The sequence below is a fragment of the Streptomyces sp. NPDC093252 genome, assembly GCF_040683675.1.
In the GTDB taxonomy this organism is placed as follows: domain Bacteria; phylum Actinomycetota; class Actinomycetes; order Streptomycetales; family Streptomycetaceae; genus Streptomyces.
In genome coordinates this window covers 1-15529 of the sequence record NZ_JBFBEM010000005.1, presented here as the reverse complement: position 1 = coordinate 15529, position 15529 = coordinate 1, and the positions used below count along the sequence as shown (strand labels likewise).

The window sequence follows — 15529 nt, the reverse complement described above, 5'->3', positions numbered from 1 at the left end:
GGGCGGGGGGAGTGCGAGGGGTGATGGGCATGGCGGGGAGAGCCCGGCCCGGCGGGGCGGGGGCGGCGGCCCGGCGCGCGGAGTTGCCCGCGCGGCGTCGGGCGCGGCCCGTCGTGGCGGTGGGGCTGCTGGTGTCGGCGGTGGTGGTGGCGCTGCTGCCGCTGCCTCCCGAGGGGTCACCCGCGCAGGCGGCGGAGGCGCCGTCGGAGGCGTCCTCCGCGGTGACCAAGAGCGGCACGAAGGGGAAGTACGACGACTTCTCGGCGCTGAAGGTGACCGTCCATCAGACCCGGGGCCTGCGGTCCCAGGGCGTCCGGGTGAGCTGGGAGGGGGGACGGCAGACCCTGCCCGGCAACGGGGTCTTCAACACCGACTACCTCCAGATCATGCAGTGCTGGGGCGACGACCCGGCGGGACCCTCGCCGGAGCAGTGCGTCTACGGCGGATCCAGCGCGGTGGTGGCCGACGGGATGGGCCGGGTGCTCAGCCCCGGCGCGGACCCGGCGGAGGAGCGCGCGTCCTTCGTGCCTTTCCGGCCCGCCAACGGCGAGCCCGCCACCACCTCCGCCTACGACTACACCTACTTCGGCCCCCTGGACACCAACGAGCAGCCCGCCAGCCTCACCTTCGCGGGCGGCACCGGGGAGGCGGTCTTCGAGGTCCAGGACGGCATCCAGGCGGACTATCTCGGCTGCGGGGTGAACACCGCCCCCGAGGGCAGTACTCCGGTGCCGCGTCCCTGCTGGCTCGTGGTGGTGCCCCGGGGCACGCACCAGGCGGACGGGTCCGAGTCGCCGGGCAGCAGACTGGTCACCTCACCGCTGTCCGCGACCAACTGGGCGCAGCGGATCGTCTTCCCCCTCGACTTCCTCCAGGCCGACCGGTTCTGCCCGGCCGGACAGGAGGAGCGGCCGACGGTCGGGTCCGAGCTGATGACGGACGCCGTGACCTCCTGGCAGCCGAAGCTGTGCACGTCGACCCGGAGCACCTTCGGCTTCACCTCGGCCGCCGAGGAGCAGGCCCGGGACCAGGTGCTGACCACCACCGAGGAACTGCCCACCCTGGGCTTCACCGTCGAGCCGGTGGAGCCGGTGGAGGCAGTCGAGGCGGCCGAGGGCGGTCCTGCGGTGGTGCACGCCCCGGTGGCGGTGTCCGGCCTGGCGTTCGCCTTCTTCGTGGAGGGGGCGGACGGGGTGGTGCGGGACATGAACCTCTCACCCCGGCTGGTGGCGAAGATGCTCACCCATTCCTATGTCTCCGACGTGCCCTGGACGGCCCCGGCGCCGGAGCAGGTCCGGGGCAATCCGATGACCTATCTGAACGACCCGGAATTCCGGCGGCTCAATCCGGACTTCCCCGAGGTGCGGGGCGCGGCATCGAGCCTGATGGTGCCGATCGGCAACTCGGACACGGCCCGACTGGTGTGGAACTGGCTCCAGTCCGACCCGGAGGCCCGCGCATTCCTGGCCGGTGAACCGGACCCCGACGGAATGCGGGTGAATTCCTCTTTCCAGGAACTGGAACTCGACCGGAACGCCGGGCTGAACCAATATCCCAAGGTGGACCCGACCGTCGCCCCTGCCGTCGGGAACTCGGCCGCCGCCCCCCTGAACTACACCCTGCTCGACCTCGCCCCCTACACCAACGACCTGCACGACGGCGCCGTCCGCGCCCGGCGCGGCAACAACAACCGCACCATCAGTTGGGCGCAGGGCGACGCCGGGGTCCCCGCCAAGCTGGTCAACGACGCCCCCTGGCCGGGCCGCCGGACCGTGATGGCGGTCGTCGACGTGGCGTCCGCCGAGCGCTACGGGCTGCCGACGGCGGCGCTGCGCAATGCCGACGGCACCTTCGTGGAGCCGTCCACGGACAGTCTGCTCGCCGGGGTCGACGCCATGGAGCCGTCGGCCGCTGACCCGACGGTGCTGGACGCCGACCCGGCGCGGGCCAAGGGCGGGGCCTACCCGCTCACCGCGGTGACCTACGCCGCCGCCTCCGTCGACCAGGACGAGGCCGCCCGCACGGCCTACGCCGAGTTCATCCGGTACGCGGCCGGACCGGGCCAGACCCCGGGCCTGTCCGCGGGCGAACTGCCCCACGGGTACGCCCCGCTGCCGGAGTCCCTGCGCACCCGGGCGCGGGCCGCGGCGGACGACCTGGAGCGGGGAGCCGTCTCCGGGGACGGTGATCCCTCGGGCACCCCGGACCCGGGCGATCCGGGCGATCCGGGCGACACCGGGTCAGGGCTCGCTGGCGGGGCCTCCGGCTCCTCCTCCGGCGCCACGGGCGGCAGCGGCGCGGGCGGCGCGGCGGGCGGGGCGACCGACGACCCGTCGGCGTCCCCGACGGCGGCGAACGGGTCCGCGTCCCCCTCCTCCGGACCGCAGCAGAATGTCGCCGACGCCCGGGGCGGATTCACCCCGGGAGAGATTCTCGGAATTATCCGCTGGGTTCTTCTCGCCGTTCTCATTCTCGGTGGAGCGGCTGCCCTTTCCGGCCCGGTAATGCTTCGCCTCGCCCATCGTCGGACCCCATAAGCACCGGACCTCATGAGCACCGGACCTCATGAGCACCGGACCCCGTAAATGCCGGACCCCATAGGTACCGGACCCTATAGGAGATACCTAGGAAGCCTGCCCGTAACCTTTCCCTCGCTGGGAATTGGTGGCCTCCGCAAGGGAATCTTGGAAAGGTATGCGGTGGCCGGTCGACGGGTCGGCAGCACAACAATCCGGATTCGCTTGAACGTCCAGTCTTCGAAATCCGAAACAGGGAGATCAGAAGTGAACGTCAAGTCTCGCGCCAAGGTCGGTGCCGCGGTTCTCGGCGCCGCCGCCATCGGTGTTGGCGCCCTGTCCACCCCGGCGTCCGCGGACTACACCACCCCGCCGTTCCGCCCGCTGGCCGGCGTCGGCTCCGACACCACGCAGTACGTGGTGAACGGCCTGGGCGAGGTCGTGGTGGACGCCAGTGGCAACAAGCTCGTCGGTTCGTGGAACGCCACCGGCTCCGCCACCATCACCCCGAAGGACCCGGTCACCGCCCCGCACTGTGCCAACATCCCCCGGCCGAACGGCTCCTCCGCCGGAATCGACAGACTGTACTCCGAGTACACCAACCCGGCGTCCGACTGCGTCGACTTCGCCCGCTCCTCGCGCGGCCCGGCGACCGCCGGTCCCGAGCTGACCTGGATCCCCTTCGGCAAGGACGCGGTCACCTACGCGACCGACCTGGGCAGCACCCTGCCGACCAACCTGAGCATCGCCCAGCTCGCCTCCATCTACAAGACCTGCACCTTCGTGGACGCGGGCGTCACCAAGACGGTCTCCAAGGCGCTGCTGCCGCAGACCGGTTCCGGTACCCGCACCTACTGGCTGTCGTCCATCGGCGTCACCGAGCCCGAGATCGCCACCGCCAAGGCCGCGGGCTGCGTGGACGACACGGTGCAGGAGCACGACGGCATCGCCATCGCCAACGGCACGCAGATCATGCCGTACTCGGTCGCCCAGTGGATCGCCCAGGGCAAGGGCTTCGCCGATGTCCCCAACCGGCGGGGCGAGTCCCGGCTGCGGAACATCGCGGGGGTGGCCCCGACCACCGGTTCCGGCGCCACGCTGGCCCTGAACCCCAACTTCACCTTCGCCCGTGACGTCTACAACGTCGTCCGCAGCGACAGGCTCGCCGACCCGGCGATCGTGCGGGCCTTCGTGGGCGCCACCTCCCAGGTCTGCCTGAACCTGGCCACCATCAAGAACTACGGCTTCGGCGACCTGGCCGCCGACTCCGCCGCGTCCGACTGCGGTGACACCGACATCACCGGCCGCCGGTAGGCACCGATCGCCATCCGACCCCTCGCGTGACGGCCGGGCACCCACCAGGTGCCCGGCCCCACGCGCTGTTCCCGTTTCCCCGCTCGACAACCCGTCCCATGACCATCCGAACCCAACGCTCCCCGGGGGGCTCCGCACATGACCGTGCTCCGACCATTTCGAAGAGCAGCCGCGCTCCTGGCCGCCTGTGCCGTGCTCGCGGCGGGACTGGTGACGCTGGTCGCCGCCCAGTCCCAGCCCGCCCGAGCCGCGTCCATCGGGGAATTCACCCTGGCGTCCGGCGGCGGGCTCGGCGACACCGATCCGCTCGGGGCGACCCTGGGGATCCCGGCCGCCTGCCCCGACATCACCCTCGAAGACCTCAACTGGAACAGCTACCTCAACGTCTACGTCGTCACCGCGGACGGCACCGAGGAAGCCGTCCTCAAGGGCGTCGGCAACGCCGGGCCCTACACCGGGGCCACCCCGGCGATCTCCCTCACCGCCGCGGACAACCCCGGCCTGGTGGCCCGGAGCCTCGCCGGGATCATCTCCAGCGACGGCACCTACGAACTGCGGGTCTACTGCGTCGACAACTGGGACTGGGCTAAGCCCAGCGAGGAGATCGTCCCCGGCAGCCCCTACTGGACCCAGAAGATCACCGTCACCGGCGACACCTGGACGCAGGGCGAGGGCGCCACGGCGACCGCCACTGAGCTGACCGTCGACACCGGCACCGTCGAACCCGGCCAGACCGTACGGCTGACCGCGGCCCTGACCCCCGCCGAGGCCGTCGGCAGCGTGACCTTCCTGGACGGCGGGACCACCCTCGGCCAGGCCCCCGTGACGAACGGCAGGGCCGAACTCACCACGCCCGCCCTGACGGAGGGCACCCACGACTTCACCGCCCGGTTCGTCCCGGCCGACACCGCCGACTGGGGCGCCTCCGAATCCGCACCCCTGCGGCTGATCGTCGAGCCGCCGGGCGCGGAGCTGTACGACGACGAAGGCACGCGGCTGCCGCGCAACCCGGAGCTGGAGCGCGGCCAGCAGGTGAAACTCGTCGTCCGGCGCTGCGAGCCGGGCGCCGATCTCGCCCTGACCCTGGAGCGCGACGACACCGAGTTCCCCGGCGCCACCGCCGACGCGGACGGCATCGCGACCTGGTCGGCCCTGACCGTCCCCGGGGACGCCGTCGCCGGGGACAACGTCTGGTCCTGGAGCCCGGCCTGCGGCTCCGGCAACAGCCAGATCTCCTTCACCCTCGCCGAACCCTCCGGTTCCCCCAGCCCCAGCGACGACCCCTCCGGCGACCCGTCCGGAGACCCCAGCGACGACCCCTCGGGCGACCCGAGCGATGACCCGAGCGATGACCCGAGTGACGACCCCTCGGGCGACCCGTCCGGCACCACATCCGGTTCCACCGGCGGCGGTGACAGCTCCACCGGAGGCACCGCCACCTCCGGCGGCCTCGCCTCCACCGGTTCGCAGCTCGCCCTGTTCTCCGGCGTCGGAGCGATCGTGCTGCTCGCGGCCGGTGTCCTCGCGGTGCGCTTCGGCCGCCGCAACGGGCTGCTGCGCTTCGGCGAGCCCCGCGCCTGACGGCGGCACCCGGTGCACGGGCGGCGGGCCCCCACCCCGCCGCCCGTGCCCCACCCCACCTTCACTCCACCCACCCCACTTCACAGGAGCGCTCCCCGTGACCGTGCTGTCCCCGCCCCCGCCGGCCGTGGCGCCGCCGGCCCCGGCGCCCCCGCCCGAGCCCGCCCCCGACGCCGGGCCGCCCGCCGAACGCGCCGGATACGCGTTCGCCGGGGCCGCCCTGTGCGTGCTCGCCGCGCTGCTCCTCGGCTTCGCCGCGAACCCCACGATCGTCGGGCACCTCCAGCACACCCGCGACCAGCAGACGGCGTACGACGAGCTGCGCCGCCAGCTCGCCCTGGGCATCGCCCCGGTCGGACAGCGGACCTACGAGGGCGAACTCCTCACCCCCGGCGCCCCGGTGGCCCTGCTGCGCATCCCCGCCCTCGGCCTGGAGGAGGTGGTCGCCGAGGGCACCACCTCCGGCATCCTCATGTCCGGCCCCGGACACCGCCGGGACACCCCGCTGCCGGGCCAGGCCGGGACCAGTGTGCTGATGGGCCGTCAGTGGGGGTACGGCAGCCCGTTCAACGATCTGCATCTGCTGCCGCCCGGTACCGAGATCCGGGTGACGACGGGTCAGGGCACCGCCACCTACGAGGTCACCGCGCTGCGCCGGGAGGGCGACCCGCTGCCGCCCGCCCTGAAGGAGGGCGAGGGACGGCTCACCCTGATCACCGCCGAGGGCGGCCCGTACACCCCCTCCGGGACCGTCCGGGTCGACGCCGCACTCACCAGCGAGGTCGCACCCGCGCCGCCGCGCCCCCTCGCGCCCGGCTGGATCGACGGGTCCGAGCAGGCCATGGGTGGGGAGAGCGGCGCCTGGCTGCCCGTCTTCCTCTGGTCGCAGGGACTGCTGATCGCCGCCCTGCTCACCATGGCCGCCCATCGCGTCTGGGGCCGCTGGCAGACCTGGATCGCCTCGGTGCCCGTCCTCGCCGCGTTCGGCCTCGCCGTCTCCGGCGCCGCCACCCGACTGCTGCCCAACCTGCTCTGAGCCACGAGGAGTCCCACCATGTCCGACACCGGCACCACCGATACCTCCCCCGACAGCGTCGCCGACACCGCCCTCGTGGACGAGATCCTCGCCCCGACGCGCCATCTGCCCGCGGTGGGGACCCGCACCCCCGGCCCCGGGGACGGGAGCGACCCCGCGACCCTGGAGGCCGACGCCATCTCGGCGTGGTTCGGCCACCACAAGGTCCTGGAACAGGTGTCCCTGACCATGCCGGCCCGCCAGGTCACCGCCCTCATCGGCCCCTCCGGCTGCGGCAAGTCCACCTTTCTGCGGATCCTCAACCGGATGCACGAACTGGTCGGCTCGGCCGCCCTGTCCGGCCGCGTCCTGCTCGACGGCGACGACATCTACGACCGGGGCCGCCGCATCACCCACGCCCGCCGCAGCATCGGCATGGTCTTCCAGAAGCCCAACCCCTTCCCCGCGATGTCGATCTACGACAACGTCCTGGCCGGGCTCAAGCTCAGCGGCGTCACGGCGGGCCGCGAGGACAAGGACCGGCTGGTCGAGGAGTGTCTGACCAAGGCGGGCCTGTGGAAGGAGGTCCGCGACCGGCTCCGCCAGCCCGGCGGCGCCCTCTCCGGCGGCCAGCAGCAGCGCCTGTGCATCGCCCGCTCCCTCGCCGTCCGGCCCCGGGTGCTGCTGATGGACGAGCCCTGCTCCGCCCTCGACCCCACCTCGACCCGGCGCATCGAGGAGACCATCCACGAACTGAAGTCCGACGTCACCATCGTCATCGTCACCCACAACATGCAGCAGGCCGCCCGCGTCTCCGACCAGTGCGCCTTCTTCCTCGCGGAACAGGGCACCCCCGGCGCGATCGTCGAACACGGCGCCACGGACGCGATGTTCCACACCCCGCAGGACCCCCGGACGACGGACTACGTGAACGGGCGCTTCGGATGAGGGAGCAGCCCTGGTGACCCCCTTCGTGACCTCGGCCCGGTCCCACCGCACCCCGGCCGTGCTCGCCGCCCTCGCCGCAGCGGCCCTCACCGCCTGTGCCGCCCCCGCCCCCACCACGCCGGACGCCCCGCTCGCCCGGCCGCCCGCCACCCCCGCCCCCTCGACCCCGGCGCGGGCGGCGCAGGGCGGGGCGGGGGAGGGGGTTGCGCCGGGCGTTCCGGTCGCGCCCGAGACGCCGGTCGTGCCGGTCGGGCCCGCGACGCCGGTCGAGCCGCCCGAGCCCCCGGCCACGGAGGTCCCGGAGGTCCTGGAAGCCCCGGTGACCCCGTCCCCCTCGCCCACCCCGTCCTCCCCCACCGCCGAAACCCCCTCGCCCACCCCGTCCACCTCCCAGTCCGCCGCCCCCGACGGGCTCACCACCCTGCGTATCGGCTCCTGGTCCGCCCGGGTCGTGCGGGGCGGGCAGGACGCCGTCGACGCCTGCGCGGACGCCGTGCAGTGGACCGGGCCCGACCTGGGCACCGAGGACGGGTACGAGCTGAGCACCGCCGTGATCGTCGGGCACGACTACTGCGGCGGCTTCGACCGGTTCGCCACCCTGCCCCTCGGCACGGTCGTCACCGTGACCACCCCGCGCGGCACCTTCCGCTACCGCGTCTACGCCCACCACCGCACCCCCGGCCGGGGCACCCCCGCCGCCGGTCTCTACTGGGGCGACCTCACCCTCCAGTCCTGCGTGGGCCCGGACACCGGATTCAGCTACCTCACCCGCATCTGAGCCGACCCCACCATCGCAAGGAGTTGCCGCCGCCATGTCCCGTCGTCCGCCGACCCGACCCCTCCGCCGCGGCCTGCGCGGAGCCTGTGCCGCGACGGTCGCCACCGTCGCCGCGGCCCTGCTCACCGCCGGTTCCCAGGCACCGGCAACCGGCGGCGCCGACCCGGCCGCCGCCCGGAACGACCCGGCGAGCGCGCCCGGCACGCCCCAGGACCCCGCCGCCCCGCTGCCCGAGGTGCCCTCCCAGGGCGACGGTTCGTACCACATCGAACTCCCGCCCCTGAAGGACGTGGCGGCGGTCGGGCGGACGGCGGGAGAGCCGGGCGCCGCCGCGCCCGCCGGGGAGCGGGCCGTCGCCGAGGCCGGGCTGCCCGCCACCGTGTTCGCCGCCTACCGGAGCGCCGAGGAATCCACCGGCCGCACCGACCCGCGCTGCGGGCTGCGCTGGGAACTGCTCGCGGCCATCGGCAAGGTCGAGTCCGGGCACGCGGGCGGCGGCGCGGTCGACGCCGACGGCGACACCCTCACCCCGATCACCGGCCCCGCCCTGGACGGCGACGGCTTCGCCCTGATCCCGGACAGCGAGGGCGGCGCCTGGGACGGCGACAGCGTCTACGACCGGGCGGTCGGGCCGATGCAGTTCCTGCCGACCACCTGGAAGACCTGGGGCGCCGACGGCAACGGCGACGGGATCACCGACCCGAACAACATCTTCGACGCCGCCCTCGCCGCCGGGCACTACCTCTGCGCGGGCGGCCGGGACCTGGGCACGGCGGCCGGGCTGGAGCGCGCGATCCTCAGCTACAACCACTCGCGCGAGTACCTCGCTCTGGTGCTGGGCTGGAGGGAGTTCTATCTGCGGGGCGTCCACACCGTCCCCGACGGCACCGCGACGATCCCGGCCAGCCCCGGCGCGGGCGCCGACACCCCGGCGTTGGGGGACGGGGGAGAGGGAGGGGGCGCGAACGCCGAGGGCTCCAGGGGCTCCGAGGGCTCCGGGGGCGACGACCGGCCCACGCCGACGCCCTCCCCGACTCCTCCTCCGACCCCCACCCTCCCGAGTCCGGGAACACCCATCCCCGTAGACCCAGCTCAGCCCACCCCGACCCCGACACCCACGCCTACCCCGACGCCCCCCGACCCCGACCCGGAACCCTCGACGGGGGAACCCACAGCCCCGACCGAGCCCCCCACCGAAACGCCGACCCCGGAAGCCCCCGAAACCCCAGCCCCCGCACCCACCGACACCCCGGCACCTCTCACCGCCTGACGCGCCAGGCACCCGCCCGGCTCAGATCCCGGCCGCCGCCGCCAGATCCCGCTTCAGCGCCGCCAGCCGCCCGGCCGCCCTCGCCCGCGCGTCCACCAGCTCCGCGTGCGAGGCGACCGGCTCCACGACCTCCAGATAGCACTTCAGCTTGGGCTCGGTACCGCTCGGGCGGACGATCACCCGGGCGCCGTCCAACTGGTACCGCAGTCCGTCCGTCGGGGGCAGCGACGCCGTGCCCTTCGCCAGATCCTCCGCCGCGGTGATCGCCAGCCCGGCCAGCTCCGTCGGCGGGTGCTCACGCAGTCGGCGCATCGCGTCCGCGATCACCGACAGGTCCCGCACCCGCACCGAGAGCTGGTCGGTCGCGTGCAGCCCGTGCTCGACCGCGAGGTCGTCCAGCAGATCGAGGAGCGTCCGGCCGTTCTCCTTCAGCTCCGACGCCAGCTCGGTGATCAGCAGCGCGGCCGTGATGCCGTCCTTGTCGCGCACGCCCTCGGGGTCCACGCAGTAGCCGAGGGCCTCCTCGTAGCCGTAGCGCAGGTCCTGGACGCGGGCGATCCACTTGAAGCCGGTGAGGGTCTCCTCGTGGGGGAGCCCGGCCCGCTCGGCGATCCGGCCGAGGAGGGAGGAGGAGACGATCGACTCGGCGAACGTGCCGCGCGCCCCGCGCCGGACCAGATGGGCGGCGAGCAGCGCGCCCACCTCGTCGCCGCGCAGCATCCGCCAGTCGTCCGGTCCGTCCGGTACGGCCACCGCGCAGCGGTCGGCGTCCGGGTCGTTGGCGATGACGAGATCGGGGCGGGTGGCGCGGGCCCGCGCGAAGGCCAGGTCCATCGCGCCCGGCTCCTCCGGGTTGGGGAACGCGACGGTCGGGAACGCCGGGTCGGGGTCGGCCTGCTCGGCGACCAGGTCCGGCGCCGGGAACCCGGCTCGGGCGAACGCGGCCAGCAGCGTGTCCCGGCCCACCCCGTGCATCGCGGTGTAGACGGTCCGGGCGGTCCGCGCCGACCCGGGCGCCAGCACCGCGTCCGTCCGCGCGAGATACGCCTCCAGTACGGAGTCGTCCAGCGTCTCCCACCCGCCCTCGGGGCGCGGGACGTCGGCCAGGGCGGCGACCGCCTCGATCTCGGCGGCGATGTCCGCGTCGGCCGGGGGCACGATCTGCGAGCCGTCGCCCAGGTACACCTTGTAGCCGTTGTCCTGGGGCGGGTTGTGGCTGGCGGTGACCTCCACGCCCGCGACCGCGCCCAGATGCCGGACGGCGAAGGCGAGGACCGGGGTGGGCAGCGGGCGGGGCAGGACGGCGGCCCTGAGGCCCGCGCCGGTCATGACGGCGGCCGTGTCCCGGGCGAAGTCGGCCGACTTGTAGCGGGCGTCGTAGCCGATGACGACGAGGCCGTCCCCGTGCCCCCGGTCGCGCAGATACCCGGCGAGACCGGCGGCGGCGCGGATCACCACCGCCCGGTTCATCCGCATCGGCCCCGCGCCCAGCTCACCGCGGAGCCCGGCGGTGCCGAACTGGAGGGTGCCGGAGAACCGCTCGGCCAGCGCCCCGGTGTCCCCGGCGGCCAGCAGCGCGGCGAGTTCCGCGCGGGTGTCGGGGTCGGGGTCCTCGGCGAGCCACGCCCCGGCCCGTGCCAGCAGATCGTCGTGCACGTTCGCTCAGCCTTTCGTCATCCGGATCACGCTCCGGATCGTGCTCCGGTCGGGTCGAGACCTTGATCGGACCCTTGATCGGACCCTTGATGGGGCCCTGAGGGGATCCCTGATCGGACCCTTGAGGGGATCCCTGATCGGACTCCTGATCGGATCTCTGATGGGATCCCCGGTCAGATCCTGCCCAGGACCCGCGTCAGCAGCGCCCCCATGCGCGCGGCCGAGTCGCGGCCCGCCTGGAGGACCTCCTCGTGGTTCAGCGGCTCGCCGGTCATGCCCGCGGCGAGATTGGTCACCAGGGAGATGCCCAGCACCTCGGCGCCCGCCTCCCGCGCCGCGATGGCCTCCAGGACCGTCGACATGCCGACCAGGTCCGCGCCGATCACCCGGGCCATCCGGATCTCGGCCGGGGTCTCGTAGTGCGGGCCGGGGAACTGCGCGTAGACGCCCTCTTCGAGGGACGGGTCGATCTCCTTGCACAGGGCGCGCAGCCGCGGCGAGTAGAGGTCGGTGAGGTCGACGAAGTTGGCGCCGACGATGGGGGAGGTGGCGGTGAGGTTGATGTGGTCGCTGATCAGCACCGGCTGACCGGGACGCATGCCCTCGCGCAGCCCGCCGCAGCCGTTGGTGAGGACGACGGTCTTGCACCCGGCGGCCACCGCGGTGCGCACCCCGTGCGCGACGGCGGCCACCCCGCGGCCCTCGTAGTAGTGGGTGCGGCCCAGGAAGACCAGGGCGCGCTTGTCCCCGACGGCGTAGGAGCGGACCGTGCCGCCGTGACCGGCGACCGCCGGTGGCGGGAACCCGGGCAGCTCGGTGACCGGGAACTCGGCGTCGGCCGCGCCCAGCGCGTCCACGGCCGGGGCCCAGCCGGAGCCCATCACGAGGGCGACGTCGTGGGACTCGGCGCCGGTCAGTGCGCGCACGCGCGCGGCGGCGGCGTCGGCGGCGCCGTAGGGGTCGCCCTGGAGGCCGTCCGGAAGAAGAGATGCGTTCACGCGCATGAGGGTAGCCGGTCACGGCCTACGCGCGTAGATGATGGACCGCACGGTTCTGGGATCGTTGCCTTGTCGTTTCCCATGAACGGGTGGTGAGGGACGGCCGGGGGCCTCACAGGCTCCGGGGCCGCCGGGATCAGCAGGGGCGCTTGCGCAGCTCCATCACATAGTCGTGCGGGGCGCCCGCCGACTCCGCCGCGTCGGCGATCTCGCCCAGATAGCGGGCCGAGGGCAGACCCCCCTCGTAGGCGTTGAGCACATAGGTCCACGCCTGCTCCTCGCCCTCCAGGGTGTGGACGCGGACCCGGATCCGGCGGTAGAGGTCCAGCCCCAGCCCCTCCCAGCGGTCCAGGGACTCCTCGTCCATCGGCGCCATGTCGTACAGCGCCACGAAGACCTGGGCGAGGGGATCCTCCACGAGGGTCGCGATGGCGCCCTCCCAGCCGAGGTGCTCGCCCCCGAAGGTCAGCCGCCAGCCGTTCAGCCACCCGGTGGCGCGCAGCGGCGAATGGGGGGCGCGGCGGGACATCAGCCGCGCTTCGAGGTTGCTCGCGTAGGCGGCGTAGAGCGACATGCGACGAGGGTACGGCAGCCGCAACGGCGGCCCCTCCCGTCCCACGGGTGCCCCGGGGCGCGGGCACTCTGAGGTGTGCGGGACAATGGGCTACGTGACTCGGATCGTGATCATCGGTGGCGGACCCGGCGGGTATGAAGCGGCGCTGGTGGCCGCGCAGCTCGGCGCGGAGGTGACCGTCGTCGACTGCGACGGTCTGGGCGGGGCGTCGGTGCTCACCGACTGCGTACCGTCGAAGACGCTCATCGCGACGGCCGAGGTGATGACCACCTTCGACTCGTCGTACGAGGAACTGGGGATCATCGTCGCCGACGACACCCCGCATATCGACCAGGCCGCCCGGGTCGTCGGGGTGGACCTCGGCAAGGTGAACCGGCGGGTGAAGCGTCTCGCGCTCGCCCAGTCCCACGACATCACCGCCTCCGTGACCCGCGCGGGCGCCCGGGTGCTGCGCGGGCGCGGCCGGCTGGAGGGCATGCAGGCCCTCGACGGCTCCCGCAAGGTCGTCGTCCGGGCCGCCGACGGCACGGAGGAGACGCTCACCGCGGACGCCGTCCTGATCGCCACCGGCGGTCACCCGCGCGAGCTGCCCGACGCCCAGCCGGACGGCGAGCGGATCCTGAACTGGACCCAGGTCTACGACCTGACCGAACTGCCGAGCGAACTGATCGTCGTCGGCTCCGGTGTCACCGGCGCCGAGTTCGCCGGTGCCTACCAGGCGCTCGGCTCCGAGGTCACCCTGGTCTCCTCCCGCGACCGGGTGCTCCCCGGCGAGGACCCGGACGCCGCCGCCGTCCTGGAGGACGTGTTCCGGCGCCGGGGGATGAACGTGATGGCCCGCTCCCGCGCCGCCTCCGCCAAGCGGGTCGGCGACCGGGTGGAGGTCGCCCTGGCCGACGGCCGGGTCATCGAGGGCTCGCACTGTCTGATGGCGGTCGGCGCGATCCCCAACTCCGCGGGCATGGGCCTGGAGGAGGCCGGGGTCAAGCTCACCGAGTCCGGGCACATCTGGACCGACAAGGTCTCCCGCACCACCGCGCCGGGCGTCTACGCCGCCGGTGATGTCACCGGGATCTTCGCCCTCGCCTCGGTCGCCGCCATGCAGGGCCGCATCGCCATGTACCACTTCCTCGGCGACGCGGTGACGCCGCTCAACCTCAAGGCCGTCTCCTCCAATGTCTTCACCGACCCGGAGATCGCCACCGTCGGCTACACCCAGGCCGATGTGGACGGCGGAAAGATCGAGGCCGTCGCCGTCAAGCTGCCGCTGCTGCGCAACCCGCGCGCCAAGATGCAGGGCATCCGGGACGGCTTCGTCAAGCTGTTCTGCCGCCCCGGTACCGGCATCGTGGTCGGCGGGGTGGTCGTCTCGCCGCGCGCCTCGGAACTGATCCACCCCATCTCGATCGCCGTCGACAACAATCTGACGGTCGAACAGATCGCGAACGCGTTCACCGTCTACCCCTCCCTGTCGGGGTCGATCGCCGAGGTGGCCCGGCAACTGCACACCCGCAAGACGAGCGGCGAGGGCTGATCGCGGGCCCGACTCCCCCTCGGGCACCGGGAGTTGGCCCGCTTTCCGGGCCCCGCGCCCGGTGCCATCACCGGACATCGACCCCTATACCACTTCCAGTGGTCGCGTGCGAACATCTTCTGCTATTCGGCGCAAACTGCTGAAAGCAGATGGACGTTGGGGTTACTGTCAGTTTCGTGTTCGCTGCAGAACGTCGCCAATTGATTCTCGAAATGGTGCGAGCGAATGGAGCGGTTTCGCTCCGTGAGCTGGCCCGCGTCGTCCAGACCTCCGAAGTGACCGTACGGCGGGACGTGCGCGCACTGGAGGCAGAAGGACTCCTCGACCGCCGGCACGGCGGTGCGGTACTCCCGGGCGGATTCACCCGGGAATCCGGCTTTCCGCAGAAATCCCATCTCGCGACCGCGGAGAAGACCGCCATCGCCGATCTCGCCGCGGGCCTCGTCGAGGAGGGCGAGGCGATCGTGGTCGGGGCCGGTACCACCACCCAGGAGCTGGCCCGCCGGCTCGCCCGGGTCCCCGGCCTCACCGTCGTCACCAACTCCCTGCTGGTCGCCCAGGCGCTCGCCCACGCCAACCGGGTCGAGGTCGTCATGACCGGCGGCACCCTCAGGGGCTCCAACTACGCCCTCGTCGGCTCCGGCGCCGAACAGTCGCTCCAGGGCCTGCGGGTATCCCGCGCCTTCCTCTCCGGCAGCGGGCTCACCGCCGAACGCGGGCTGTCCACCTCCAACATGCTCTCCGCCTCCGTCGACCGGGCGCTGGTGCAGGCCGCCGCCGAGGTCGTGGTCCTCGCCGACCACACCAAGCTCGGTACCGACACCATGTTCCAGACCGTCCCCACGGACGTCATCACCCGGCTGGTCACCGACGAGCCCCCGGCCCACGACGACCGGGCGGCCACCGAATTGCAGGCCCTCGCCGACCAGGGCGTCCAGATCGCCGTCACGGGCGCCACGGGCGGCCCCTCGGGAAACGCCGGGGGTGACGCCCCGGCACCGGCCCGCCCGGCCCGCCGGGACATGCGGGACGTCCCCCTCCCGGGCCCCCGCCGGGGCGTCCCCGGCGGCACCTCCCTGCGCGGCCCCGCCGCGGTGCTGGGCGAGCAGCCGCCGGGGTCGGAACGGGCCCGGGTGGCGGATCTGCGCCGCAGGTAGCCGGGGACATCGGAAGCCGCGGGTAGCCCGGGAAGACGGGAGCCCCAGGTAGCCGGGGTATGCGGAAGGGGGGGGGGGGGGGGGGGGCCCCCCCCCCCGGCGCCGCCCCCGGGGGGGGGGGGGGGGGCCGGGCCGGGGGCGGGGGGCCGTTTTGAATCAAAAATCAAAATCACAAAAGCACAAACGAC

General features: G+C 73.4%; 12 protein-coding genes. 9 read left to right on the top strand and 3 right to left on the bottom strand.

All coding sequences use genetic code 11. The features are described from left to right. Positions 1–29 precede the first annotated feature (29 nt). The 7 genes from AB0O01_RS11680 (at position 30) to AB0O01_RS11650 (ending at position 9422) form a co-directional block, all read left to right on the top strand. On the top strand, positions 30–2537 hold the full coding sequence (locus tag AB0O01_RS11680; RefSeq protein ID WP_365312501.1) for a hypothetical protein: 2508 nt from the start codon (positions 30–32) through the stop codon (positions 2535–2537). A 246-nt stretch (positions 2538–2783) separates the two neighbouring features. Then, on the top strand, positions 2784–3830 hold the full coding sequence (locus AB0O01_RS11675; protein ID WP_365312499.1) for a hypothetical protein: 1047 nt from the start codon (positions 2784–2786) through the stop codon (positions 3828–3830). A gap of 138 nt (positions 3831–3968) precedes the next feature. After that, the gene (locus AB0O01_RS11670; RefSeq protein WP_365312497.1) at positions 3969–5411 is read left to right on the top strand and encodes an Ig-like domain-containing protein; all 1443 of its coding nucleotides are present in this window, start codon (positions 3969–3971) and stop codon (positions 5409–5411) included. Between the two features lie 97 nt (positions 5412–5508). Further along, the gene (locus tag AB0O01_RS11665; protein WP_365312495.1) at positions 5509–6447 is read left to right on the top strand and encodes a class E sortase; all 939 of its coding nucleotides are present in this window, start codon (positions 5509–5511) and stop codon (positions 6445–6447) included. A gap of 18 nt (positions 6448–6465) precedes the next feature. Then, positions 6466–7374: a phosphate ABC transporter ATP-binding protein gene (locus tag AB0O01_RS11660; protein ID WP_365312493.1), complete on the top strand. Its 909-nt coding sequence runs from the start codon at positions 6466–6468 to the stop codon at positions 7372–7374. A 13-nt stretch (positions 7375–7387) separates the two neighbouring features. Further along, positions 7388–8152 carry a hypothetical protein gene (locus AB0O01_RS11655; RefSeq protein ID WP_365312491.1) on the top strand — a complete coding sequence of 255 codons (765 nt, stop codon included), beginning with the start codon at positions 7388–7390 and terminating at the stop codon, positions 8150–8152. Positions 8153–8186: 34 nt separating this feature from the next. Then, positions 8187–9422 carry a lytic murein transglycosylase gene (locus AB0O01_RS11650; protein WP_365312489.1) on the top strand — a complete coding sequence of 412 codons (1236 nt, stop codon included), beginning with the start codon at positions 8187–8189 and terminating at the stop codon, positions 9420–9422. A 21-nt stretch (positions 9423–9443) separates the two neighbouring features. Here the strand turns inward: AB0O01_RS11650 and AB0O01_RS11645 are convergent, their stop codons facing one another. The 3 genes from AB0O01_RS11645 to AB0O01_RS11635 all read right to left on the bottom strand — a co-directional run bounded on the left by AB0O01_RS11645 (position 9444) and on the right by AB0O01_RS11635 (position 12650). After that, on the bottom strand, positions 9444–11078 hold the full coding sequence (locus tag AB0O01_RS11645; RefSeq protein WP_365312485.1) for a phospho-sugar mutase: 1635 nt from the start codon (positions 11076–11078) through the stop codon (positions 9444–9446). Positions 11079–11251: 173 nt separating this feature from the next. After that, positions 11252–12076 carry a purine-nucleoside phosphorylase gene (locus AB0O01_RS11640; protein ID WP_365312483.1) on the bottom strand — a complete coding sequence of 275 codons (825 nt, stop codon included), beginning with the start codon at positions 12074–12076 and terminating at the stop codon, positions 11252–11254. Positions 12077–12212: 136 nt separating this feature from the next. Next, the gene (locus tag AB0O01_RS11635; protein ID WP_355737701.1) at positions 12213–12650 is read right to left on the bottom strand and encodes a gamma-glutamylcyclotransferase; all 438 of its coding nucleotides are present in this window, start codon (positions 12648–12650) and stop codon (positions 12213–12215) included. A gap of 85 nt (positions 12651–12735) precedes the next feature. Here AB0O01_RS11635 and AB0O01_RS11630 point away from each other — a divergent pair, with 85 nt between their 5' ends. Beyond that, positions 12736–14184, top strand: a complete 1449-nt coding sequence (locus AB0O01_RS11630; RefSeq protein ID WP_365312481.1) for an NAD(P)H-quinone dehydrogenase — start codon at positions 12736–12738, stop codon at positions 14182–14184. Positions 14185–14333: 149 nt separating this feature from the next. Beyond that, entirely contained in the window at positions 14334–15341 is a 1008-nt protein-coding gene (locus AB0O01_RS11625; protein ID WP_365312479.1) for a DeoR/GlpR family DNA-binding transcription regulator, read from the top strand. Positions 15342–15529 lie beyond the last annotated feature (188 nt).